This is a genomic window from Paenibacillus sp. (genome assembly GCF_031177825.1).
Classification (GTDB): domain Bacteria; phylum Bacillota; class Bacilli; order Paenibacillales; family YIM-B00363; genus Paenibacillus_AE.
Window position 1 is genome coordinate 121,662 of sequence record NZ_JAPSKE010000015.1, and the last position, 22,278, is coordinate 143,939.

Here is a 22,278-nt window from a genome sequence, read left to right on the forward strand (position 1 = left end):
CGCGAAGGAGGCGACACCGACATGAACGTTCGCGATGCATCCGCGCCGGAACCTGCGTACCTCGGCATCTTGGTCTGCCCGAAGGCGGGTCCCGTCCCGTTCGGGTCCGGCGCATTCTACCGGCGGCTCGCGGCGGCCGGTCGAACGCTCGGTCTCTCGGTGTACGTCTTCGCGCTCGAGTGGGTCGATTGGCGCCGCCGCCTCGTCCGCGGGTACGCCTTCGACGACGTCCTCGCCCGCTGGAGGCCCGGCACGTTCCCGCTGCCGCGCCTCGTCTACGACCGGGCGTTCCCGCGCACGAAGGAGCAGCTGATGCGCCTTCGCGCCGGCGTCGCTCGTCTCGCGGCGCAGCCGGGCGTCTCGCTGCTCGGCTGCGGCCTCGGCGGCAAGCTCGACGTGTACCGCCTTCTCGCGACGGAGCCGAAGCTCGAGAGCTTGCTGCCGCCGACAGAGCCGTACGCCGGCCCCGCCTCGCTCGCCCGCTGGCTGCGGGAGCGCGGGGACGTCGTCGTCAAGCCGCAAGGCGGGACGCACGGCAAAGGCGTTTTCCGGCTGCGGAGGACGGCCGCAAGCGCATTCGAGGCGCGCGGGCGCACCGCTTCGAACGGGAGACTCGCGCTCCGGTTCGCGAGCCTCGACTCGCTGCTCCGGTGGGCGGACGCCCGGCTCATCGGCGGTCGACCGTTCCTCCTCCAGCCGTACCTCGAGCTGACCACGCGCGAAGGCGCGCCGTTCGACGTCCGGGCGCTCGTGCAGAAGAACGGCGAAGGGCGGTGGACGTTCACCGGCGCCGCCGCGCGCATCGGCGCGGTCGGCGGTTTGACGTCGAACTTGCACGGAGGCGGAACGTCCCGTCCGGCGGCCGACGTGCTTCGGGAGCGCTTCGGCGCCGCGAAGGCGGAACGCGCCCTGCGCCGCATCGAACGCGCCGCGTCGGCCATCCCGCCCGTACTGGAGCGCGGTCACGGACCGCTGCTCGAGCTCGGCATCGACTTCGGCGTCGACGCCGCGGGGCAGGTATGGGTGCTTGAAGTCAACTCGAAACCTGGAAGAACGTCATTCACGCGTCTTGACGACGACCACGTCGGAATCGCGGCCGTGACAAGTCCGATTCGCTATGCGCGGTACGTCCTGGACCGGCAACTGGGAGGACAGAACAAATGAGTTTGACGTTAAGCAAGATCCATTTCACGAAAAAAACGGATAGAGCGGTGTACGTCACCTCGGCGCTCGCGAAGCAGCTTCGGCTGCGCGGCGGGCGCACGGTAGACGTCCGCCTGGGTGGAAAAACCGTGGCGGCCGAAGTTCGACCGCTTCGGAGGAAGGGCAAACATATGTATTTGCCCTATCTCCTTCGCGACTCGCTGCGCGCCCCCAAGACGGGCAGCATCTACTTGGCGACGAGCGACGGCGGCACGACGGTGCGGCTCGGTCCGCTCATCGGGATTTTAACGACCGGCGGCGGCACGATCAATCAGCCGTTCGGCACCAGAACGTATATGATCAAGGAGTTCCTCCGGGCGGGCAGCGAGAAGGCGTACTTTTTCGCTTTCACGCCGCGGGACGTCAATTGGGACCAGAACACCGTGCTCGGCTATTTCTTGAATGCGAACGGAACCTGGTCGCGCAAGACCGTGCCGCTGCCGGACGTCGTCTACAATCGGCTCGCGAGCCGCGCCGCGGACGTCTCCTACAGCATGGAGCAGCTGAAGCAGCGATTCCTGCGCCGCAACATCCCCGTGTTCAACTGGAGCTTCTATAACAAATGGGACGTCTACCGCATGCTCGAAGACGAACCCGATGCTTACAAGCACGTGCCGGAGTCGACGATCAACCCGACGCCCGAACGGTTGAAGGAGATGCTCCAACGCCATAAATTCATCTACTTGAAGCCGACCGGCGGCAGTCTCGGCAAGGGCATTTACCGCATTACGTACGCCCCCGGCAAAGGGTACTTCGCCCGATTCCGCCGAAACGGAAAAAACGTGCTTCTTCGATTCCAGAAGTTTTCCAGCCTCGCCGCGATGCTGGGCGCCTCGAACGGCCGCTTGCGCCGATACGTCGCGCAGCAAGGCATCCGCTTGATCGAGATCGACGGCTGTCCGATCGACTTCCGCTTCCACCTCGTTCGAGACAATTCGAACGATTGGGTCGTCGCCGGCGTCGGCGCCAAGATGGCGGGCCGGGGCAGCGTAACGACGCATATCAAGAACGGCGGCACGCTCATGACGCCGCAGCAGGCGCTCGGGCGCGTCTTCGGCGACGACGCGAGCAAAGTGCTCGAACGCATGAAGAACGTCTCGATCAAGCTCGCGGACGCGATCCAGAGCAGCTCGCGCCACCACGTCGGCGAGCTCGGCTTCGATCTCGGCGTCGACCAGAACGAAGCGATCTGGATGTTCGAAGCGAACTCCAAGCCGGGGCGCTCGATCTATAAGCACCCGGCGCTCAAGGATGAAGGGCGCGAGACGCTGTCTCTTGTGTTCCAGCACTGCCTGTATCTCGCCAAGTTTCGTAAGGGAGGGAAATCGTAGATGGACCTCCAGACGCATCACCTCAACGCGCAGACGAAGAACTCCCCCGCGCCCGTCGCCGCCATTCTGACCTATCGGGACGGTACCCGCATCTTTCGGGGCAACCGCGACAACTTCATCGACCTGCTGCGCACCGCGAAGGAGGAAGGCGTCACCGCCTACATCGTGGCGCAGGACGATCTCGACCTTCGCGCCCGCAAGCTGAAGGGGTACGTATACAGCGCTTCTAAGCGGAAGTGGGTGCTCGGCGAGCGCCCCTTCCCGGATATCGTCTACAACCGCATCCCGTACCGGAAGTTCGAGCAGCTGCCCGAGGTGCAAGAGGTCATCCGGGGCTGTCTCTCGCACCCGACGATTCGGTTTTTCAATCCTTCGTTCTTCAGCAAGTGGAGTTTATTCGAGTGGCTGAAGGAATCGAAGCTGACCCGGGGCCATATTCCGGAAACCGTGCGCCTGACCGGACTCGGCGACTTCGCGCGCATGGTCCGCAAGTATCGGAACGTCTACTTGAAGCCGGTGAAGGGAAAGGCCGGCAAGGGTATTATGAAGGTGCAGCAGCTAAGCGGGAAGAGGCGGTCGGCGGAAGGCGGTTACCGCCTGACCTGCCAAAGCGGGGACGGCGTCGAGTCGACGACCTTCGACACCGTCTCCGCGATGTACGACGCCGTGAAGCGGCACATGGACGGGAAGGAATATATCGCGCAGCAGGGCATCTCCCTCGCCGTCGCCGGCGGCCGGCCGTTCGACCTGCGCGCGCTCGTGCAGAAGAACGACCGCGGCGAATGGCGGGTGTCCGGCATCGGCGCCCGCGTGGCCGGCGCGTCGAGCATTACGACGCATGTGCCCCGCGGCGGCTCGATCGGCGACCCGTCGAAGCTGCTCGGCACCGTCTTCGGTCCGACGAGCGGGCGCTCGATCTTGCGCCAAGCGAGGGAAACCGCGCTCGTGCTCGCCTCGCAGATCGAGAAGGGCTCCGGTCATACGCTCGGGGAGATGTCGATGGATCTCGGCGTCGATACGACGGGGAAACTTTGGTTTTTCGAAGCGAATTCGAAGCCGATGAAATTCGACGAACCGCACATCCGGGAGAAGTCGCTTCGCCGACTCGTCCGGTTTTGGAAATATCTCGTCGCGTCGTCCGGCGACCAACCGCGCCTCGCGAAGTCGCTTCGACGCATGCGGCGCGTCGGGAGAGGGCCCGCGAAACGGAGGAACCGATAATGTCATCCTTCACGCTCGGCATTATGGCGTTGTATCTTAACGGCAATAAGATCGAAGAGCTGCCGTTCTTCCGCCGCGTGCTGCAAGAAGCGGACCGGATGAACATCGACGCGTATTTGTTCACGCCGGAGGACGTGGACGACGGCAAGCGGCGCATCTATGCGCACGTATACGAAGAGGGGCGCGGTTGGAGGCGGCGCTGGGTCCCTTTTCCCGATGTCGTGTTCGACCGATGCCGGTACCAGAATACGCCGCGCTTCCGCAAGCTCCGGGAATTCCGCGCCAAGTACGGCGACCTGACCTATATGAATCGCCCGCTCGCGAACAAGTCGGCGATCCATCAGCTGCTTCACAAAGACAAGGACATTCGCCCGAACCTGCCGGACACGGTGATGTACAAGGGCACGAGCGCCTTGGCCGACTTCGTTCGGAAGTACGGCATCGCGTTCGTCAAGCCGATCAACGGCACCGGCGGACGCGGCGTCGTGCGCATCGAGAGCGCCGGCAAGGGAACGTACTCGGTTCGGGGTCGCGATAAGCAGCGCCGGATCCTCCCGTCCCGGCGGCTCTCGCTCGAGGGCGTCGGGCGGCTGCTCGGCCGGCTCGGCTTAACCGAGTCGTGCCTCATGCAGCAAGGGATCGAGCTGACGCTGCCGAACGGGCGGGTCCACGATTACCGGCTGCTCATGCAGAAGACCGGCGATGGCCGCTGGGACGTCACCGGCTGCGCCGGACGGATCGGCGCCGCCCGGAGCGTGACGTCCAACCTCCACGGCGGGGGCAAGGCGATTTCCGTCGATCGGCTGCTGAAGCACACGTTCCCTTCGGGATCGAAGGCGGAAGCGGTGAAGGCCGAGATGTACGCGCTCGGGCTGCGCGTGGTCGAGCGGCTCGAGAGCCACTTCCGCGACATGTGCGAGCTCGCGCTCGACCTCGCCGTCGACCGCCTGGGCCGCGTCTGGCTGCTCGAGATCAATCCGAAGCCGGCCCGGGAAGTGTTCCGCCGCATCGGCGAACACGAGGTCTATCGACGCGCGATCGTCCGCCCCGTCGAATACGCGAAGTGGCTGTATAAACAAGAAAAATGACGCGGGGAGCGCGCTCCCTCGCGTCATTTTCCATGTTTTACGACTCCGCGTCGAGGCCGATCAGCCCCTTCAGCTCGCCGAACGAGCGGATGCGGACGGTCGACCCCTTCAGCTCGTCCGTCGAGACGCCGAAGTCGGCGTAGTCGCAGCCGATGACCGGCAGGTCGTTGCCGCGGCCCGCTTCGACGTCCGAGGACCGGTCGCCGACCATCCAGGCGGTCTTCACGCGTTCCCGTTGTAACAACAGCTTCACAAGGTCGACTTTGGACGCCGTCCGATACTCGCCTGCGGAATAAAGCGACTCGAACCGATCCGCGATGCCGAGCCTGGCGGCGACGCCCTTCACGTACGACTCCAACCCGTTGCTCGCGACGAACAGCCGGTATCCGGCTTCCTGCAGCCTGCGCAGCGTCTCGTCGACCCCAGGGTACAGCTCGCCGACGCCCTCTTGCAGCAGCGCGATCTGCTCTTCGAGCAGCAACGCGTCCATCCGTTCGCGCGTCGGCACGTCCGCCTCGGGCAGCACCCTCGCCCAGATGTCCATGAGCAGCATGCCCAAGGAGCCCAGCAGGATCGATGCCGGCGGCATCTCCCCTTGCACTCGTCCTTCGTCCTTCAGCCTTGCATAAGCGCGTTCGTACGCGGAGACGATGACCGTCTCGGTCTTGAACAACGTGCCGTCCATATCGAAAATGAGCGCTTCCGGCTTCGCGAGCCGCTGCGCTTCGCTATCGTTCCTCTGCATCGGGAATCTACTCCTACTCCAGTCGAATTTTGATTTTCAGCAGGCCGACCTTGACCATCGCCTGATAGATGATCACGACGATCGGGCCGAGAATGAGGCCGATCGCGCCGATGAGCTCGAAGCCGACGTAGAGGCTGATGAGCGTCGGCAACGCGCCGATTCCGATCTGCTCGCCCAAAATTTTGGGCTCGACGATTCTGCGGAACACCGTGATCAGGATGAACAACAGGAACAGGCCCACCGCCAACCTAGGGTCCCCCATGAAATACGAATACGCCGCCCACGGCACCAACACGGAGCCGGTCCCGAGAATCGGCAAGATGTCGACGAGTACGATCAGGAAGGAGATCGCGAGCGCGTACCGTACATCCAGGACGAGCAAGGCGATGAAGGCGATGAGGAACGTTAGGCCGCTCAGCATGAATTGCGCCCGGATGAAGCCGAACACGGCGCTGCGCAAGTTCAGCAGCACTTCCGCGATCTTGTCGCGCGACTTCTCTTCGAAGAACGACAGGAACGAGTTCATGATCGTCGGCAAGCTGTAGCTGAACAGGTAGACGGCCACGAAAAACACCAAGAAATAAATCAATAATCCCGGCAGCGTCCGCAGCACGTCGAACGTGTAGCCGGACAGCTGCGTCGCCACGCCCTGCAGCGATTGGATTTGGTTCATCGCGTATACGCGGACGTTCGCCGCCACGTCCGGCGGCATATTGACCGTCAGCGCGTCCAGACGGTCCAACGCCTGCAGGACGAACGCGTTCAGCTCGTTGAAGTCCAAGTTCCGAATGAGCGAGATGATTTCGGAGACGATCTTGGCGATCAGCAAGTAGATGAGGCCGATCAACGCCGCGATCAGCGCGGTGCTCGTGAGCGTCGCCGCTCCCATCCGGTTGATCTTGATATACCGAACCATCAGCGTATTCAACGGCTCGAGGAAAATCGCGAACAAGAGCGCTAATAAGAACGGCGATCCGACCGTAAACAACGCATACAGAAAAGCCAACCCTAACGCAATGATGAGTACGTTCCTAAACACTTCTCCACCTCGATCGCTACAGTATCGCCTTCCGCTTCATGAAATCGACGTCGCGATAATACATGTCCGCCACGAGCAAATTCGGGCCGCAGCAGCCGGCCGCCGGGCAATGGCAGCTGACCTTGCGCTGCAGCTCGTGTTCCGTCCAACGATCGAACAGGTCGTCCAGCCGATCGTTCGCGAGATTGCCGACCGGAGGCACGTCGGAGAAGTCCGTGACCGTCACGTCGCCGGTGAACGTATTGACGTTCAGCCGGTTGCGCCCGTCCGGGTCGCCTCGCACCGTCACGTTCGGCTCGCCGGCGAGCCTTCGAACGAGGGCGCGGTCCTGCGGGTCGTCGCCGCACGCGAAGAACGGCAGCGTGCCGAACAGCATCCACACCGCCGGGTCTCTCTCGTCCAGCAGCGTGCCTATCGCCTTCCGCAAGTTCTCCTTCGGCAGCATCGGCAAGCCTCTGGCGAACGCGCTCGGGTACATCGGATGCACCTCGTGGCGCCGGCAGCCCATCTCGACGACGGCTCGATGGATGTCGACGATGTTCTCGTGCGTCCGATAGTTGATCATCGATTCGGCGGAGACGAAGGCGCCGCCGTCCGCCAGGCGGCGCGCGTTCTCGATCATCCGGTCGTACATCTTCCGCGCCGTCCCCTCGCCGACGTGCCGGTCCGCGTTCGCGAAGCCGATCCGATGGAAGTCTTCCGGTCCCCTATAGTTATAGGAAATGTGGAAGACGTCGATATAAGGCGCTAGAGTCTCGTAACGCCCGAAATCGAGCGTTAAATTCGTGTTGATTTGCGTCCGGACGCCCCGGCGCTTCGCGTATTGCAGCAGCGGGACGATATAGTCTCGCAATGCGCCCGCGTCGTAGGACGGCTCGCCGCCGGTGACGCTGATCGTCTGGAGGCGCTCGACCTCGTCGAGCCGGGCGAGCAAGACGTCCAGCGGAAGGCGCGGCCCTTCCTTCTGCACGAGGGCGTCGCCCACCGCGCAATGCTCGCAGCGCATGTTGCAAAGGTTCGTAACGGTAAATTCCACGCTCGTCAATACATGTTTGCCGTACCGCTCCAACGAGCGGATCGGGTCCCATGGATCAAAAATTTTTACGTTCATAACACACCTCATGGTCTATTGTACCTGAAAGGGGAACGTTTTGAAACCTGCAAACGGGCGCGGGGCGTGCGCCGCGCGGCGGGATGGGGGTAAGTGCGCAGCCTCTGCGCGGAATGCGTACAACCCCTTGGCACCATGTGCACAAGGTGAGGACTGTTCGGCGAGATAAGTGTGCTTTTCAGCTGCTCGCCCCATCCATTTTCACGCTTAACAAAAAAAGGCCCCCGCTCAGGGGACCTCTCGGCGCACGGATCACTGCGCGCTCATCTCCGCGACCTCGACGTTCGCTTCCTTGATATAAGACGTCAGCGACTTCGATAAGTCGATCTCGTACGGCGTCACGCTCTGGCCGTCCGCGTCGTACATGACGCGGACGACGGGACGCTGCGGCGACAACGCATTGACGTCCACGACGACGCCGATCTCGTTCGTGTCCAGCGCGACGATCATCCCTAGCGGGTAAATCGCGACCTTATCGCGAAACAGCTCGATCTTATGCTGATCGTACAGCGTACCCGCCCCGGCATACAGCCGCTCCATCGCCTCGTGCGGCAGCATCGCGTGGCGGTACACTCGATTCGTCGTCATCGCGTCGTACGAGTCGACCAAGCCGACCCAGCGGGCGTATTCGTGGATTTCGTCGCCCACGATCGAACGCGGGTAGCCCGAGCCGTCGACGCGCTCATGATGCTGCAGCGCGATATGCGCGGAGAGGAGCGGCACGTTCGGCTCGTCCTTCAGCATCTTGAAGCCGAGCATCGAATGCGACTTGATGATCTCGAACTCTTGATTCGTCAGCCGCGACGGCTTGAGCAGCACGTCCTGCGGCAGCTGCGTCTTGCCGATGTCGTGCAGCAGGGCGCCAAGGCCCAGCGTGAACAGCTCGTCGCGGGTGTAGCCGTAGGCTTGACCCAGAATCGTAGAATAAATGCAAACGTTCACCGAGTGTTGGAATAAATAGTGGTCCGACGCATGGATGTTGACCAGCATGAGCATGGCGTCTTGGCTCGAGGTGATATCGTCGAGAATGGAGTCTATAATCGACTTGAACGCCCGGCCGAGCTGTAACCCGTTCACGGAACGCTTCTTCATCGAGTCGTCCATCATGCGGCGGAATTGCGATTTCACTTCGCCGACCGCGCGAGCCCGCGTCTCCGGCGAGACGATGTCCTGGAACACGAGATCGTCGGTCCGAGAATCCTCTATGTAGAGATATTGAATGCCGAACCGCTCGAGGCGGTTCAGCATCGTGTCCGTCAGCTCTCTGCGCTCGCCGAGCAGCACGAGTCCGTCGTCGCTGTAGATCGCCTTACCGAGCCGCATGCCCGGCCGGCACATGGAAAGAGGCAGCAGCAGCATGGCTATCCCTCGCTTGTTTCAAGAATCGTTCGCTAAGCGAAAGGTTCGCGACCTTAACCATCCGCAAAGTAAACTTTCTATACTGTAAACGATCGTCCGCGTTCTGGCAACAAGGCCGGCCGCGTTATTGACGCACGTCTAAGTATCTGGGCTCGAACGCTTCCATGATTCGGCCTTCGAGCCCCGGCGAAGCAAGCGTCTCTCCGAGCAGATCCCGGAGGAATTCGGGCAGACGGTATGCGATACGTTCGCCTCGCGCCAACGATTCGTATCCGATGCGGAACGTAAACATATCGATCGTGGCGACGCGATACCACCGCTCGTCGTCGAGCGGCTCGCCCCCCGCGAAGATGCTCTCGACCTGCCGGTCCCGACCCATGGCGCCTGCGGACGTCACGACCTTGACGCCGTCGAGGCACAAGGCGCCGAGCACCTTCCCGCGGAAGCCGAAGCCGCGGAACGAGTAGCTCCGTCGCTCCGCATCCATCGACTCTTCGATCGCCTGCCGGAGCGCGTCGCCTCGAAGCAGCATCGAGCACGGGTTGATCGGCGACGGCAGGATGGCGTGGATCGCCGCGGCCGTGACGGGCCCGGCTTCGAGGCCGGCGAGCAGCTGCCCCGCGTTAACGACGCCGATGTCGGCGTCGCAGAACCGTCGCAGCGCCATCGCGAGCAGGTTGCCGAGCGGCGACTCCCGGTCGGCGTCGGCGGGCAAGCTTCGCGGCAGACGCGCGACGACGCGGTCGAGCGCCGTCTCGGCCGCCGCCCGGTGCCGGTCGATCAGCCGCTCGATGCTCTCGTCGGCCGGCTCCGCCGGGAGCTCGACCGCGCCGCCTTCGCAGCCGACGACGCGCCGCGTTGCGCGATCGACCGTCAGCCGAACGACGCCGACGTGCGAGCCGAACTTGCCCGCCGCGCCGATGTAGGCGTCCCCGACGCGCTCCAGCGCCTCGATGACGTGATGCGTATGGCCGCCGAGCACGAGGTCGATGCCGGGCACCGTCTCCGCCAGCCGGCGATCGTGCGCGATCCCGAGATGGCTGAGCGCGATGACGACGTCGGCCCGGTCTTCGCCCCGCAGCAGCGCAACCTGCTCCTCCGCGGCGGCGAACGGATCCAGAGCGTCCCAGCCCAGCTCCCGATAGAACGGCGCGAACGCCGCCGTCAAACCGAACAGGCCGATCCGGATCCCTTCGCGGTCGATCACGAGCCGCGGCCGAATCCAGGACGCGGGCTGCGCGCCCTCCGACGGCCGCAGATTGGCGACGAGCGTCGGGAACGCGGCCTGCCGTCCGTACAGTTCCTCCAGGTCGGCCGCCGATAGCGTTAAGCCTTCGTTGTTGCCCGGGACGGCCGCGTCGTACCCCGTCGCGTTCATGACGTCGATATTCGCGGCGCCCATCGTGCCTTCGGTTTCCGGCTCCACCCGATCCATATGGTCGCCGATATCGAAACGGAGCAGCCGCTCCGGCGGCTGCTCCCGTTGATAAGCTTCGAAGAAAGAGCGAATGCGAGGCATCGCTTCGAAGGAACTGTGCAAGTCGTTCGTATGCAAAACGACGAATTCGATACGCCCTGTCATGCATTCCCTCCCGAAATTACCCGCCGATTTGCGACATGCGACGAGCGGTCGGCTCGTGGCTCTGCGCTTCTTGCGCGAGCCGAGCCGCCATCTCGTGGTTTTCGGGCTTGATGTCGAGCGCCCGGAAGAAGATGCGCGCAAGCGCCTCCTCGTCGTCGACCCAGGGCCGAAGATTCAACTCGTCGACCCAATACAGACAAGGCTTCAGCTGCCCGTCCGCGGTCAAGCGAAGCCGGTTGCACTTCGCGCAAAACTGGTCGCTGATCGGATGAATGAGCCCGAAGGAGCCCTTGCCCCCGACGAACCGCCAATCCTCCGACGGACCGTTGCCCTTCACGTCCGGAATCGGCTCCGCCGCCCAAGGCAGCCCGGCCGCCGTCTCCCGGACGCGGTCGAGCGGCAGGTACATGCTGCGCCAGCCTTCGTCGTCGTGACCGATCGGCATATATTCGATGAAGCGCACATGAAGCGGCTTCTCGTACGACAGACGCAGGAACGATTCGATCTCCGCGTCGTTCATGCCCTTCAGCAGCACGCAGTTGAGCTTGATCGGCGAGAAGCCCGCCTCGGCCGCCGCCTCGATGCCTTCCTGCACCTTGGCGAGCTCGCCCCGCCGCGCGATCATGCGGAATTTCGAGGCGTCCAACGTATCCAGCGAGATGTTGACGCGCGTCAGCCCCGCTTGGCGCAGCGCCGCCGCCTTCTTCGCCAGAAGAATGCCGTTCGTCGTCATCGCGATGTCCTCGATGCCTTCCACCGCGGCGATGCCGGACACGATGTCGACGATATCCCCCCGCACGAGCGGTTCGCCGCCCGTGATCCGAATTTTCCGAATGCCCAGCTTCGCGCCGACGCGAACGATCTTCACGATCTCCTCCGCCGTCATCATCTTGTCGTTCGGCAGAAACTCGAGCCCCTCTTCGGGCATGCAATAGACGCAGCGCAAATTGCATTGGTCCGTCACCGAGATGCGCAAATAATCATGCGTTCTTCCGAACCGGTCGATCAGCTTCGACATCGTTCATCCTCCTTCCGCCCCGCCGCGGAAATCACCCGTTTCGTTTTCACTCAGTCTAGCATACTTTGCCCGACATTAACACAGGAGAGCCGGTAGGTTATAATATTGGGAAAACGATCCGGACAGGAGAACCTCGAATGAACGACGCCATGTTCGAAATTACGAAAGAGCCGATCGACGTCGCCCGCGTCAGCGCGAAGGCGATCGCGCCGGAGCAAGGAGCGACGCTGGCTTTCATCGGCACGACGCGCGAATGGACCCACGGCAAGCGAACCGTCCTGCTAGAGTATGAAGCGTACGCGCCGATGGCGCTGAAGGCGATGGCCAAGATCGGCGAGGAGATCGACCGCCGATGGCCTGGCGCTCGATGCGCCATTACGCACCGGATCGGCCGCGTCGACGTCGGCGAGGCGAGCGTCGTCATCGCCGTATCGGCCCCGCATCGCGACGTCTGCTACGAGGCCAGCCGGCACGCCATCGAACGGCTGAAGCAGATCGTGCCGATCTGGAAGAAGGAAGTATGGGAAGACGGAACGGAGTGGAAGGGCGCCCAGACCGGGCCTTGGAATCCGCTCGCCTGAGCGGCCGTCCGAACGCAACGATACGCGCTCCGTCCGGCTCGAAGAGGTCCGGAACGGGCGCGTATGTCGTTAGTAGGCGATTCGCTTCGCCGTAATGAACGTTTTCTTCCAGAACGCCCGGTCGATGCTGCGCAGCTGGACGCCGTTCCTCGGCTCCGTGTTGGCGTGGATCATCATCCGGTTTCCGATGTAGATGCCTACGTGGCCGATCGTCTTGTTCGTCTTGAAGCGGCCGGGAACGTAGAAGTACAACAAGTCGCCCTTCCGCAGGCTCTTGCGGGATACCGTCTTGCCGACTCTCGCCTGCGCTCGCGCCGTGCGAGGCAGATCGATCCCGTACTTGGCGAAGACGTATTGGGTGTAAGAGGAGCAGTCGAAGCGATTCGTCTTCGGATACGGTCCTGCCCCGAATCGATAGGGGACGCCGAGATATTTCTTCGCCGTCCGAATCATCGCGTTAATGTTGATGTTCTTGATCGCCGGCACCGCCTCGGGATCGGCCGCCAGCGCTTCGAGCGCGCCCAGCGCCGCTTCGGCTTCCTCCTCGCTCGCGAAGGCGCCTTCCGCATCGTCGTCGCCTTTGAACGGGTCGTTCGGATCGTCCGCGAAATCGAGCGACGGATCGACCTGCCCAGCGTCGGCCCCGTCCGTATCCCGCCCCAGCTCCGCGCCGTCGGACGGAAACAGCGTCAACCCTTCGGCGCCCGTCTCGAACACCATCTCCTCGGCGAACAGGTCGGTAGCGCTGGACACCGGCAGCATCATCTTGCCGTTGATCAGCTTCGGCGGCGCGGACAACGTGAACGGGTTGCCTTCCTTCTCGGCCTTCGTGCTGCCGGCTTGGAGTCGGAACAACACGTCCTTATCCCCGATTTCCCGGACATCCATCGACTCGGTCACGTAATGCTCGAATTGCAGGACGTCCACTAGGGTATCCAACGCAATGTAACGTTCGCCGCCTTCCGTCACGTATGGAACCGTGATCGGCTGCTGCGCGGTTTGCGTCTGCAGCATGCCCATGCCTTGGCCGGCGGCGCCCGCGTTGAGCGGTCGGACGCTGCCCTGCGGGAACGGCGAGATCCGTTCGTCGCTGCCGATCAGAGGCCCGTCCTGCCTCGTCCCGTCGTTGCCGGCGTCGCGACCGTGGTTCGCGATGTTGTTCTGACCGACTCCGTGATCGTTGCCCCAGAGCCGTGCCCGCTCCAGCAGCGACTCGTGGCCGGTCATCGGGAACGAGCGGGTCGTTACGCCGCCCTCGTCCCGGTTGGCCGTGCCGCCGCCCGCGCCTGCGCCGCAGGCGGTAACCGTTAAACCGATCGCTACCGCGATCGAAATCGTCTTCCATAGGCGCGCCATCGTAGCACACATCTCCTTTATTCATGTGGGAATGCTTATGTCGGAATTAGGTTGAGATTCGGACGGTCAAAATATGCAATTCCGGCAAGCTGTCGATAAGGAATGATGTGGAGGAATCGGGTATGCTACAATAACGAATAACTTTGGAAAAAGGAGAATGCCCCGTGTCCCTGCACCGAACCGCCACGTCGACCCCGGCCTTCTGGCTCGCGCTCGCGGCCTGTATGTGCAATCTGCTCGTCGTGCTGCTGCCGATCGGTCTCATCCTCGGTCTCGTCGCGCTGGCGACGGGTACGATCGGCTCGAGACGCTCGCCCGAAGCCGGCGCTCCCGCGCTTACGCTTGCCGGCGTCTCGTTCGTCATCGCCCTCATTTGGGGGTTGTCCGTCGCGGCGATGTTCGCGATCGATCCGACGCTTTCGTAGGCGGCGCTCTTGTCATTTTCCGTAAGGGGATGTATGATTAAAGGGCTTGAATGTTCATTCAGCGACATAAATAAAGATCCGGAACACTTGGAGGAGCCTGTCACCAAGGGATCCGTCTGCGCATGCGGCGGCCCGTGGTTGACGGGCTTTTTTGCGTTGTTTTCGGGAAAAGGGAGGATGGGGAATCATGCTGGTATTCGAATTGGCAATGATTTTATTGGCTTCTAAGATCGCCGGCGATCTGAGCGCGAAGCTCGGGCAGCCCTCCGTGCTCGGGAAGCTGCTGATCGGCATCGTGCTCGGCCCGACCGTGCTCGGCATCGTAAACCGTACGGACGTGCTCGCGGAGATCAGTCAGATCGGGGTGATCCTTCTGATGTTCATCGCGGGGCTGGAGACCGATATGGAGGAGTTCAAGCGGTCGGGGAAGGCATCGGCGTACGTCGGCGTTCTCGGAATCGCACTCCCGCTCGGTCTCGGCTATGGGGCCGGCCTCGTCATGGGTCTGCCGCAAGCGGAAGCGATATTCCTCGGGCTGCTGCTTTCGGCGACGAGCGTCAGCATCTCAGTGCAGTCGCTGAAGGAGATGGGCAGGCTGAAGTCCAAGGAGGGGGCGACGATTCTCGGCGCCGCCGTTATCGACGACGTGCTGGTCATTGTCGCCTTGGCGTTCGTAATGAGCTTCACGGGCGGAGACGTCCACCTCGGCACCGTCGTGCTGAAGAAATTCGTCTTCTTCGCCGCGGCGCTGCTCTTCGCTTGGAAAGCCGTTCCGTGGGTACTGCGCAAATTCGCCCCGCTGCGCGTCACCGAAGCGGTCGTCTCCGCGGGCCTGATCGTCTGCTTCGGTTACGCGTACTTCGCGGAGTACACCGGCGTGGCCGGCATCATCGGCGCGTATATCGCGGGCGTCGCCATCAGTCGGACGCCGCATAAGCGCGAGGTGTTCGAAAAGGTGGAGACGATCGGCTACGCCGTCTTCGTCCCGGTGTTCTTCACCTCGATCGGAGTGAGCGCCGAATTTTCCGCTATCGGCGAACATCTCGGCCTCATCGCTGCGCTCAGTGCGTTGGCCGTGCTGACCAAGCTCCTCGGCTCGGGCCTAGGGGCAAGGCTCGCCGGCTTCGGCTGGCGCAGCTCCCTCGGCGTCGGGGCCGCCATGGTGTCGCGCGGCGAGGTCGCGCTCATCATCGCCGCCATCGGCCTCGAGACCGGCCTGCTCGCCTCGGACCTGTTCGCGGTCCTCGTCGTCGTCATCCTGGTCACGACGATCCTGACGCCGCCGATGATGAAGCTGTTTTTCGGGAAGGCAGACGGCAAGGCGAACCGGCAGGAGGCCGTTAAAGCTGCGCCCCCCGCAATCTGAAGGGCCGGTTTCGTCGGTGGTTCTCTGAGAGCGTCGTTCCCCCGTGGGCGAACCCTAACGAAAAATACGCACCCGCCGGGTGCGTATTTTCGTTTGCCCAAACCTTATTGATTGATGTACTTCTCGAATACGAAGCCGAAGTCTTTCACCTTCAGTTCCTTATGTTTGTTTCTCAGCCAGTCGTAGGCCGATTCCGTGATCGCGTTGAACTGCTCGACCGGCGAAGAGCCCTGGGAGCCGATGCGGCCCAGCGATTCCTTCGCGATGCTGACGCTCTGCTTCGCGTAATCGAACAGCGTATCGTTGGAATCGACGATTTCGGAGATTTTAATAAGAGCTTTATATAAGTCCTTAACCGATTCGATCTGCTTCTTGTCGACGTCGATAGAGAAGTGCGCGCTGCCGATCGTAAATTTGATCTCCACGTCCATATCGACCGTGCCGGCCGTCTCCAAGAACACGCTGGAAATTTCGTTCGTCGCGTAGTTGTACCGCTTCAGCATACGCTTCTTGCTCACGGCGCTGTCGCCGTCAAGATGGATGAGCGCCAAATTCGTAAAGCAATATTCGTCTTTCTTGGATTTGATGATGAAGAAAACTTTCTCCCCGTCTTCGTGCATGACGTAATCGTCGGAGTCGACTTTGTCGAAATCTTGCGGTTTGATGACCTTCCCGATATCGCTTAATCCGAGCGCTTCCGATGCGATCTTTCCGAACAATCGAATCATCCTCCCGATGAAAATTTTCCCACATGTGACGTTTCGTCCCGGTCCAGAGATATTATCTCAGATCCGAATGTCTGCGTCCACCCATATAAAGAAGCCCGCAAAACGTTCTGCGGGCTCTTCGTCGCTTGCGTCAGCGCAATTCCGGGTTATACCCTTGCCAGCTCTCGCTTCCTCGCGTCGGTTCGGATCGCCTCGATCAGGAGCTCGATTTCGGAAGGAGACGGCTTTCGCGGCAGCAAATCCTTATCCGGCATTCCCTTCGACGCATCCGTCGCCCTCCGGCCCTCTTCTACAAGACGAGTAAGTTCGTATAGCAACATAATTTCTCTCCTATCTCCCTTTAACATCTATTTCCCTGTCTCTGCTTCTGATTTTAAAGGAAGACTATTAACACAATGTCAACGGCGAATGAACCCAATGTGAAATCTTGCGCTTCTCCTCTCGAAAAAAAAATCCGCGGAACCGTTCCGCGGATTGTCGATATTCGATTAGCCGATCGAGCCTTCCATCTCGAACTTTTTTATTTTCGGGCTTCATGACGTTTCATTACATATCCGATTCCTTATTATATAGGAAGTTTCTCGGCTGAGTTTTTCATACCGCATCATATTTTTTCATCACAAACCGGACAAAAAACGGGCAACCAGTTATGGCAAAGGCTAAGAGCAGTTCTTCCTTTAAGGTGAGGTAGCCTGCCTTTAAATAATAATACACATTCGTGACTTTCGAACCTTTTGGGCAGTGGGATAAGAAGGATACAAAGTAATAATGTAGAACTTTAGTAATATAAATTTTCAAGGAGGAAAACAAGTGGAAAAAGTGAAAATGATTCCAAATGTTAATCTCGATCACCATATCCCTTCGGATTCATTACTTACAACTTCCGACTACCTTAATGATTTAAAATCGGATGAAGTACAATATCATAAAAAGGAATACTTGGACTTTAAAGATTTCCAACCTGATCCTTCGGGCTTCTCAATTTGGGACCGTTTCAGAAAACCCGAATTCCAACGCCAAACTAACAGCTGGACAGATGAAAAATACATTAATTTGCTATCGACATTGAAAAACAATCAAGTAATACCCGGTGTCATCTTTTGGCTCAACCCAGAGACTGGGCACATATTTGTACTAGACGGGGCCCATCGTTTGTCTGCAATCAGAGCATGGGCTACAGATGACTGGGGCGATTCGGACGAAGCAAAGGAATACGGGTATCTTGAAGAAGATGAGCTTCGTGCAGCGAATAGAATGAGACAACAAGTTAACGAAGCAATTGGTGATTATGAGGCATGTCGTAAAGCTGCGCTGAAATTTAAAAAAGTAGTAGACGCCAAGAAAAATCCGAAGGATGAGCTTGACGAATCCGTCGAGTCCATGGGTAGGTTTATGTACCATCTAAACACCTCGCTTAAAATACCAATCCAGTGGGTCACCGGCGGGTACCAAGACGCAGAACAGTCATTTGTAAACATAAATACCGGCGGAACCCCCCTTTCTGATGAAGAAGCTTTATTTATTGAGAACAGACGGTCTCCGGTTGCGAGGGCAATGGCCGGAATAATCAGTAACGGTTCTAAGCAATCAATCTGGATTCAAAATTATGAAGAATGTACCAACATAAGCAAAGAACTGTATCAAATATTACTTGCTCCATCTGACAATATTCCATCAAAAATCAAGGTCACGGACTACCCATTGGTCTTACTGAAAAAACAAAACAGTTTTGACAGATACCAATTTCTTCAGTATTTATTCTGTGTCATGGAGCACGGTCAAACAGGTAAAAATAACTTACATGCAACTCTCGAAAACCTAGCTAATGAGAGTGATGATAATCTTGTAGCTGAAACCACATTGAAGAAGTTAAAGGATTTACAAAGTCATTTATCCCACATACGAGGAAAGTCACCCAATAGCCTTGGGCTTATGCCAGTTTTCTATTTTTACTCCTTAAAGGGGCAATTCAGTCAGGTTCTTTTCTTCTCTTTCATAATGTGGTTATTTAAGGGCACATCATCGGAGATTAAAGAGCGTAAACTCATTTTCACCTTAAATAGAGGGCATTTTGAGTCAGTACTAATGTTAACTAAAGAACAAGTAATTAAGTATCTAGGTCGTAAAGGCGGACCAAGTAGACTCTCGAATAATCAAGCTCAATTTTTTGATCAATTATTGAACGAAGTTAAATTAGGGAAGGCACTGGGCGCAACCCCAAAAGAAACTGCTGCCGAATTCCTTAAGAATCTCGATGCAAATCTTTACTCTGAGTTTAGAAAGTCAAGCATAGCTGGCCGCCCCTACTCCCAATTCACAAATACTACAAAACAACAACAAGAAATTCTCGCCTATTTTGAGGGTTGTTATAAGTGTGAGTTGTGTGGAGGTGCTATTGAGATTAGTGTTTCTCATCAAGTAGATCATATAGAAAAGAGAAGTGAGGGTGGAGACAATTCCGTGGGCAACGGGAGGATTGTCCATCCATGGTGTAATAATAATCGCGATAAAATTCCGAACGGAAACGAAATACAAAAAACTTCTAAGGTTGTCGAACCCCCAGAGCTACAACCCACTCCTGAACTTATTTACGGGCAACTGGAATTAGATTTTTAACAGTACAAAATCCACCTCCGCTCGCGTTGGAGGTGGATTTTGTTTATTACACGCTTTCCCCAATTCCCACAAGCAAATCCAGCATCAACGGTGAAAGTTGCATAAGGAGATAACCGATCGCCGCGTTCTGGAGGAGCTGCATTCCGCGATCCCGGTTCCCCACCATGATGAACAGGCAGCCGCCCGCGATCATCACGCCGGCCACTGGATACGAGAGAGACACGATCAAGTCGATGAGCGGATCGAACGCATGCATGATCTTCCCCTTCAGCGCTCCGCCGATCACCGGGATCGCCTCGCCGGCCTCCACCGCGGCCTTCGGTGCAGCGAATACTTTCGTCGCGGAGAGCTGAAGCGCCCCGCCGACGGCCACCAAGAGCGGCACGGTGTGCCCAAGGAACGACTTCACCTTCGGCTCGTACAGTCTCCGGCTGTCGATCGTCGGCGCTGCCGCGGCCAGCTCCACAACTGGCTCGAACAACGCCTTCCGTGCCCCGCCCTTTACTCCGATCGTCACCTGCATGCTGATCGCCTCCTTATCTGATTTCATCCCATAGGTGGATCGTAACGTCCAGACCTTCGCACCACCCCGCCAGCTGCTTACGACGGCCCTCCGTGAGCGTCACCCATACCAGGCGCGGGAAGTACTTAAGCCGCTCCTGCAGGACGCCTAAGGACCGCAGTAGCCGGTATTTCTCGATCTTGGCTTCGTTTTGCGCCATCGTCTGCAGATGGTCGACCTCGAGAAAATGCCGCCGGCCGTTGACCTGATACACTGCGTCGGCGACGATCGTCAGTACGCCCTCAACCTTGTATCGTACCTCGTTCCGCCACGACTCCGGCGCTCCGATCCGGATGTAGAAATCGTTGCGCATCAGATAATGGCCGACCTGGGCAATCTTCTGGCGTGCCTTCTCCGCCCCTACGCGCTCGCGGCCGTACTTGTTGAGGTAGAAGATTGTCTCGCCGGTCTCGCACCGCCACGAGCCGAGCAGATGGTCCATATTGGCGAGCACGCGGCGGGCGTTCCTGTCACCGGCCAATCCGTGGAGCCGCTGGATCTGGCCACGGCTCATATAATCAAGCCTCTTCAATGACGAGAGTATAGCTTCTTCCCGCTCGAGCTTCCGTTGCTGCAGGAGCATTCGCCGCTTCCTCCTTCCTTGGCCGGATGACGAGGTGCGGCCGAATTGTCTTCTCGATAAAATCGTTTCCGATATACGGCGTCTGGATGACGTGCTTGCGGTCCGTCCGGTAGATCGCGCGGCCCTTGATGAGCGGCAGCTGCTCGGCGCCGGCCTCGTCGAGCACGACGCGGCTTGCCGTCTCGGTTGGAAGGCGGAAGCAGATCCGAGCGTCGCAGTTCTGCTTAACCTGGCGCGGGAGTGTGTCGCCAGTCGGGTACTGCGTTGCGAATATGAGACGATACCCGAGCCCGCCGCCGATCCGCGCGATCTCCGCTAGGATGTTCTCGCATTCGATCTTCGCCTTCTTCAGCTCTTGATTCGTTTCGCCGGCGCTCGCCAGCTCCGCGCCCTCGTCGACGATCACGAAGTGCCGATACTTGATGCCTGCTTCGACCACGTCCTCGAAGCCTCGCGAACGAAGATACTCCTTCCGCTCCTTCATGTCGCCGGCGATCGAGCGCAGCGCGGCAAGACCCTCCGTGACGTCCGTCGCCAGCGTCGCGACTTGCCGCAGGTTAGCAAACCGGTTGAACGCGAGCCCACCCTTTAGGTCGAGTAGCGTTAATCGTACCGCGGTCGGCTGCCAGGCGACGAGCGTCGTCACAACGCCCTTCAAAAACACCGACTTGCCGTACCGCGTCATGCCGGCTGCGACCATGCGCGGGTAGGCGTCGAAGTCGTGGTAGACGCGCCCCTCGCGGCTCTCGCCGATCAACACGCGCCAGTCCCTGCAGCTCGCCAGCGCTGCTTCGTCGAACGGAACAAGCGTCGGCATCGGATCCCGGTAAATGCGGATCCTCAACGTGCCGTCGTAGTCGAGCAACACTTCCTTCCGCTGCTTCGGACCCGTTAACAGCGCGCGGAGCTGCTGAAGGATGTCGGGGCCGATCCGGAGCGTCCGCAGGTCGTCGATCGTCAGGTCGATCAGCCCGCGCTTGTGATTCAGACCGTCCTCGATGTGCTGGCGCTTCTTGACGATGTCGTCGAACGACAGCCCGATCGGTATCCGGTAGGCGTATTCGGTGCCCCACGCGTGTCGCGTGCGGCGCAGCAGATGAATCGTCCGGAGCTTGCCGCCCTCGCTTACCGTCAGGCCGCAGCTGGCCGCGACGCGCTGGATTTTCGCCGCGTCCGACGCCGATCCGCTCTTGTCGATTGCAGTGTACGCGAGCAGCCCCGCGGCGGCCGCGCAACCGATGGTCTCCAATAACAACGCGCACCACCCCTTTACCTTGATATCCGATAGGATAGTTGCCCGCCGCCGGAATGACTTTGAACAAGGCTTGAGGCGCGGTCCTATGCGGATCGGAATATTCCGGAGCGATTACCGGGCCGGAAGGGTGCCCGGAACAGTGGATCGGAACGATGGTCGGAAGAGGGGGAGGAACACTGGCCGGAATATTCCGCTTGATGGTAAAGGGTATGGGGCGCTGATTGTCCATTATTCTTAGTTTCCGACACATTTTGGGTATGAAATGTTGATAGATTGTCCACTCTGATGGTGGAGGTGATCGTATGTTTTTATCTTGGATGAAGCCGAGGACCCGGCTGGGTAAATGGATGGATGATAACGGAGTGCATCAGAATTGGTTGGAGAAGAAAACGGGGTTAAGCCCGAACACTGTTTCGGAGCTTTGTAACAATAAGGACTATATTCCGCGGACGAATACACGGTCTAAGGTGATAAGGGCGCTGAGAGAGGTCGACCCCGGGGTCAGCGCCGGCGACTTCTGGTAAGGCTCACACCCGCCCCACGTTCACGATGTCGTCGAGCCGGATCCGCATTTTCTCCTCCGACGTCTGCAGCCAGATCACCCGGTCGATCGGATCGAGCTTCGTTACGACGCCTACGTGCACCGCATCACCAAACGTGCCGAACGCCGCTACAGCCGTTAGATCGCGGCTCATGATTGCTTCGGCCAGCGCCGCCGAAAGCTCTTCGACCCGCTGTTCGTCGAACTCGGGCTTCTCGCGGGCGTTCAGACCGCGGCGATGGTTCACCTGCGCTTCCCTGAACTGCGGCAGGATGATGCGCGACGACTCCCACAAACCATTTCCTCGTAGCTTTTTCCCTCTCATACCGATCACCCTTTGCGAATACATGTTCCCTTATTATACTCGGAACGAATGTTCTGTAAACGAAAAATGTCCGCTACCGGCCCCGTATGAAAAAAGAACCCTTTTCAGTCCCGGGATGGTATTATCCCCTCATGGTAGACAGTGAAAAAAGAGTCCATGGTATCATGGATACAACACTGTCTACCGGAGGGGATTTTTCTATGCCGCCAAAAAAAGGGCAAAAGTTAACCCAATACAAAGAAG

Annotated in this window: 21 protein-coding genes and 1 pseudogene; 9 read left to right on the forward strand and 13 right to left on the reverse strand. The window is 59.5% G+C overall.

Annotated features, from left to right (window positions below):
* Positions 1-21 precede the first annotated feature (21 nt).
* Genes RIN49_RS17765 through RIN49_RS17780 form a run of 4 tightly spaced genes read left to right on the forward strand, consistent with a single transcriptional unit; the run spans position 22 to position 4,843 of the window.
* Positions 22-1,164, forward strand: coding sequence for a YheC/YheD family endospore coat-associated protein (locus RIN49_RS17765; protein WP_309121496.1), 1,143 nt, complete (start codon positions 22-24; stop codon positions 1,162-1,164).
* Positions 1,161-2,534, forward strand: coding sequence for a YheC/YheD family endospore coat-associated protein (locus RIN49_RS17770; protein WP_309121497.1), 1,374 nt, complete (start codon positions 1,161-1,163; stop codon positions 2,532-2,534). The genes RIN49_RS17765 and RIN49_RS17770 overlap by 4 nt, the downstream gene beginning before the upstream one ends.
* On the forward strand, positions 2,535-3,755 hold the full coding sequence (locus RIN49_RS17775) for a YheC/YheD family endospore coat-associated protein (protein ID WP_309121498.1): 1,221 nt from the start codon (positions 2,535-2,537) through the stop codon (positions 3,753-3,755).
* Entirely contained in the window at positions 3,755-4,843 is a 1,089-nt protein-coding gene (locus tag RIN49_RS17780) for a YheC/YheD family endospore coat-associated protein (RefSeq protein WP_309121499.1), read from the forward strand. The genes RIN49_RS17775 and RIN49_RS17780 overlap by 1 nt, the downstream gene beginning before the upstream one ends.
* Before the next feature lie 37 nt (positions 4,844-4,880).
* On the opposite strand, the gene RIN49_RS17785 is transcribed toward RIN49_RS17780, so the two are convergent.
* The 6 genes from RIN49_RS17785 to moaA all read right to left on the reverse strand — a co-directional run bounded on the left by RIN49_RS17785 (position 4,881) and on the right by moaA (position 11,697).
* Positions 4,881-5,588 (reverse strand): HAD family hydrolase, encoded by a 708-nt coding sequence (locus tag RIN49_RS17785; RefSeq protein WP_309121500.1) that lies wholly within the window; start codon positions 5,586-5,588, stop codon positions 4,881-4,883.
* A gap of 13 nt (positions 5,589-5,601) precedes the next feature.
* The gene (ytvI, locus tag RIN49_RS17790; protein WP_309121501.1) at positions 5,602-6,627 is read right to left on the reverse strand and encodes a sporulation integral membrane protein YtvI; all 1,026 of its coding nucleotides are present in this window, start codon (positions 6,625-6,627) and stop codon (positions 5,602-5,604) included.
* A 16-nt stretch (positions 6,628-6,643) separates the two neighbouring features.
* Entirely contained in the window at positions 6,644-7,738 is a 1,095-nt protein-coding gene (gene yfkAB, locus RIN49_RS17795) for a radical SAM/CxCxxxxC motif protein YfkAB (protein WP_309121502.1), read from the reverse strand.
* Between the two features lie 252 nt (positions 7,739-7,990).
* On the reverse strand, positions 7,991-9,097 hold the full coding sequence (locus tag RIN49_RS17800) for an HD-GYP domain-containing protein (protein WP_309121503.1): 1,107 nt from the start codon (positions 9,095-9,097) through the stop codon (positions 7,991-7,993).
* A 124-nt stretch (positions 9,098-9,221) separates the two neighbouring features.
* The gene (locus tag RIN49_RS17805; protein WP_309121504.1) at positions 9,222-10,679 is read right to left on the reverse strand and encodes a bifunctional metallophosphatase/5'-nucleotidase; all 1,458 of its coding nucleotides are present in this window, start codon (positions 10,677-10,679) and stop codon (positions 9,222-9,224) included.
* Between the two features lie 16 nt (positions 10,680-10,695).
* Complete coding sequence (gene moaA / locus RIN49_RS17810) at positions 10,696-11,697, reverse strand: GTP 3',8-cyclase MoaA (protein WP_309121505.1); 1,002 nt, start codon at positions 11,695-11,697, stop codon at positions 10,696-10,698.
* A gap of 158 nt (positions 11,698-11,855) precedes the next feature.
* Here moaA and RIN49_RS17815 point away from each other — a divergent pair.
* Positions 11,856-12,278, forward strand: a pseudogene (locus tag RIN49_RS17815) (molybdenum cofactor biosynthesis protein MoaE); the annotation flags it as partial.
* Between the two features lie 69 nt (positions 12,279-12,347).
* Here RIN49_RS17815 and RIN49_RS17820 read toward each other — a convergent pair.
* A complete protein-coding gene (locus tag RIN49_RS17820; protein WP_309121506.1) occupies positions 12,348-13,634 on the reverse strand; it encodes a C40 family peptidase in 1,287 nt (428 codons plus the stop codon).
* Positions 13,635-13,798: 164 nt separating this feature from the next.
* On the opposite strand from RIN49_RS17820, the gene RIN49_RS17825 reads away from it, so the two are divergent.
* Together RIN49_RS17825 and RIN49_RS17830 are read left to right on the forward strand one after the other, a co-directional pair.
* On the forward strand, positions 13,799-14,059 hold the full coding sequence (locus RIN49_RS17825) for a hypothetical protein (protein ID WP_309121507.1): 261 nt from the start codon (positions 13,799-13,801) through the stop codon (positions 14,057-14,059).
* A 187-nt stretch (positions 14,060-14,246) separates the two neighbouring features.
* Positions 14,247-15,425, forward strand: coding sequence for a cation:proton antiporter (locus RIN49_RS17830; RefSeq protein ID WP_309121508.1), 1,179 nt, complete (start codon positions 14,247-14,249; stop codon positions 15,423-15,425).
* A gap of 104 nt (positions 15,426-15,529) precedes the next feature.
* Here RIN49_RS17830 and RIN49_RS17835 read toward each other — a convergent pair whose 3' ends face one another.
* Together RIN49_RS17835 and RIN49_RS17840 are read right to left on the reverse strand one after the other, a co-directional pair.
* Positions 15,530-16,144, reverse strand: coding sequence for a PH domain-containing protein (locus tag RIN49_RS17835; protein WP_309121509.1), 615 nt, complete (start codon positions 16,142-16,144; stop codon positions 15,530-15,532).
* A gap of 155 nt (positions 16,145-16,299) precedes the next feature.
* Positions 16,300-16,473: a hypothetical protein gene (locus tag RIN49_RS17840; protein WP_309121510.1), complete on the reverse strand. Its 174-nt coding sequence runs from the start codon at positions 16,471-16,473 to the stop codon at positions 16,300-16,302.
* A 490-nt stretch (positions 16,474-16,963) separates the two neighbouring features.
* Between RIN49_RS17840 and RIN49_RS17845 the strand changes: the two genes are divergently transcribed.
* Positions 16,964-18,769 (forward strand): HNH endonuclease family protein, encoded by a 1,806-nt coding sequence (locus RIN49_RS17845; RefSeq protein WP_309121511.1) that lies wholly within the window; start codon positions 16,964-16,966, stop codon positions 18,767-18,769.
* A gap of 46 nt (positions 18,770-18,815) precedes the next feature.
* Here the strand turns inward: RIN49_RS17845 and RIN49_RS17850 are convergent, their stop codons facing one another.
* The 3 genes from RIN49_RS17850 to RIN49_RS17860 are packed head-to-tail and all read right to left on the reverse strand — an operon-like array spanning position 18,816 to position 21,169.
* Positions 18,816-19,292 (reverse strand): hypothetical protein, encoded by a 477-nt coding sequence (locus RIN49_RS17850; RefSeq protein ID WP_309121512.1) that lies wholly within the window; start codon positions 19,290-19,292, stop codon positions 18,816-18,818.
* Positions 19,293-19,305: 13 nt separating this feature from the next.
* Entirely contained in the window at positions 19,306-19,845 is a 540-nt protein-coding gene (locus RIN49_RS17855) for a replication-relaxation family protein (protein ID WP_309121513.1), read from the reverse strand.
* Positions 19,846-19,849: 4 nt separating this feature from the next.
* Positions 19,850-21,169 (reverse strand): FtsK/SpoIIIE domain-containing protein, encoded by a 1,320-nt coding sequence (locus RIN49_RS17860; protein WP_309121514.1) that lies wholly within the window; start codon positions 21,167-21,169, stop codon positions 19,850-19,852.
* A gap of 317 nt (positions 21,170-21,486) precedes the next feature.
* Here RIN49_RS17860 and RIN49_RS28840 point away from each other — a divergent pair, with 317 nt between their 5' ends.
* A complete protein-coding gene (locus RIN49_RS28840; RefSeq protein WP_375295264.1) occupies positions 21,487-21,693 on the forward strand; it encodes a helix-turn-helix domain-containing protein in 207 nt (68 codons plus the stop codon).
* Between the two features lie 3 nt (positions 21,694-21,696).
* Here RIN49_RS28840 and RIN49_RS17865 read toward each other — a convergent pair whose 3' ends face one another.
* Positions 21,697-22,005: a YolD-like family protein gene (locus tag RIN49_RS17865; RefSeq protein ID WP_309121515.1), complete on the reverse strand. Its 309-nt coding sequence runs from the start codon at positions 22,003-22,005 to the stop codon at positions 21,697-21,699.
* Positions 22,006-22,278 lie beyond the last annotated feature (273 nt).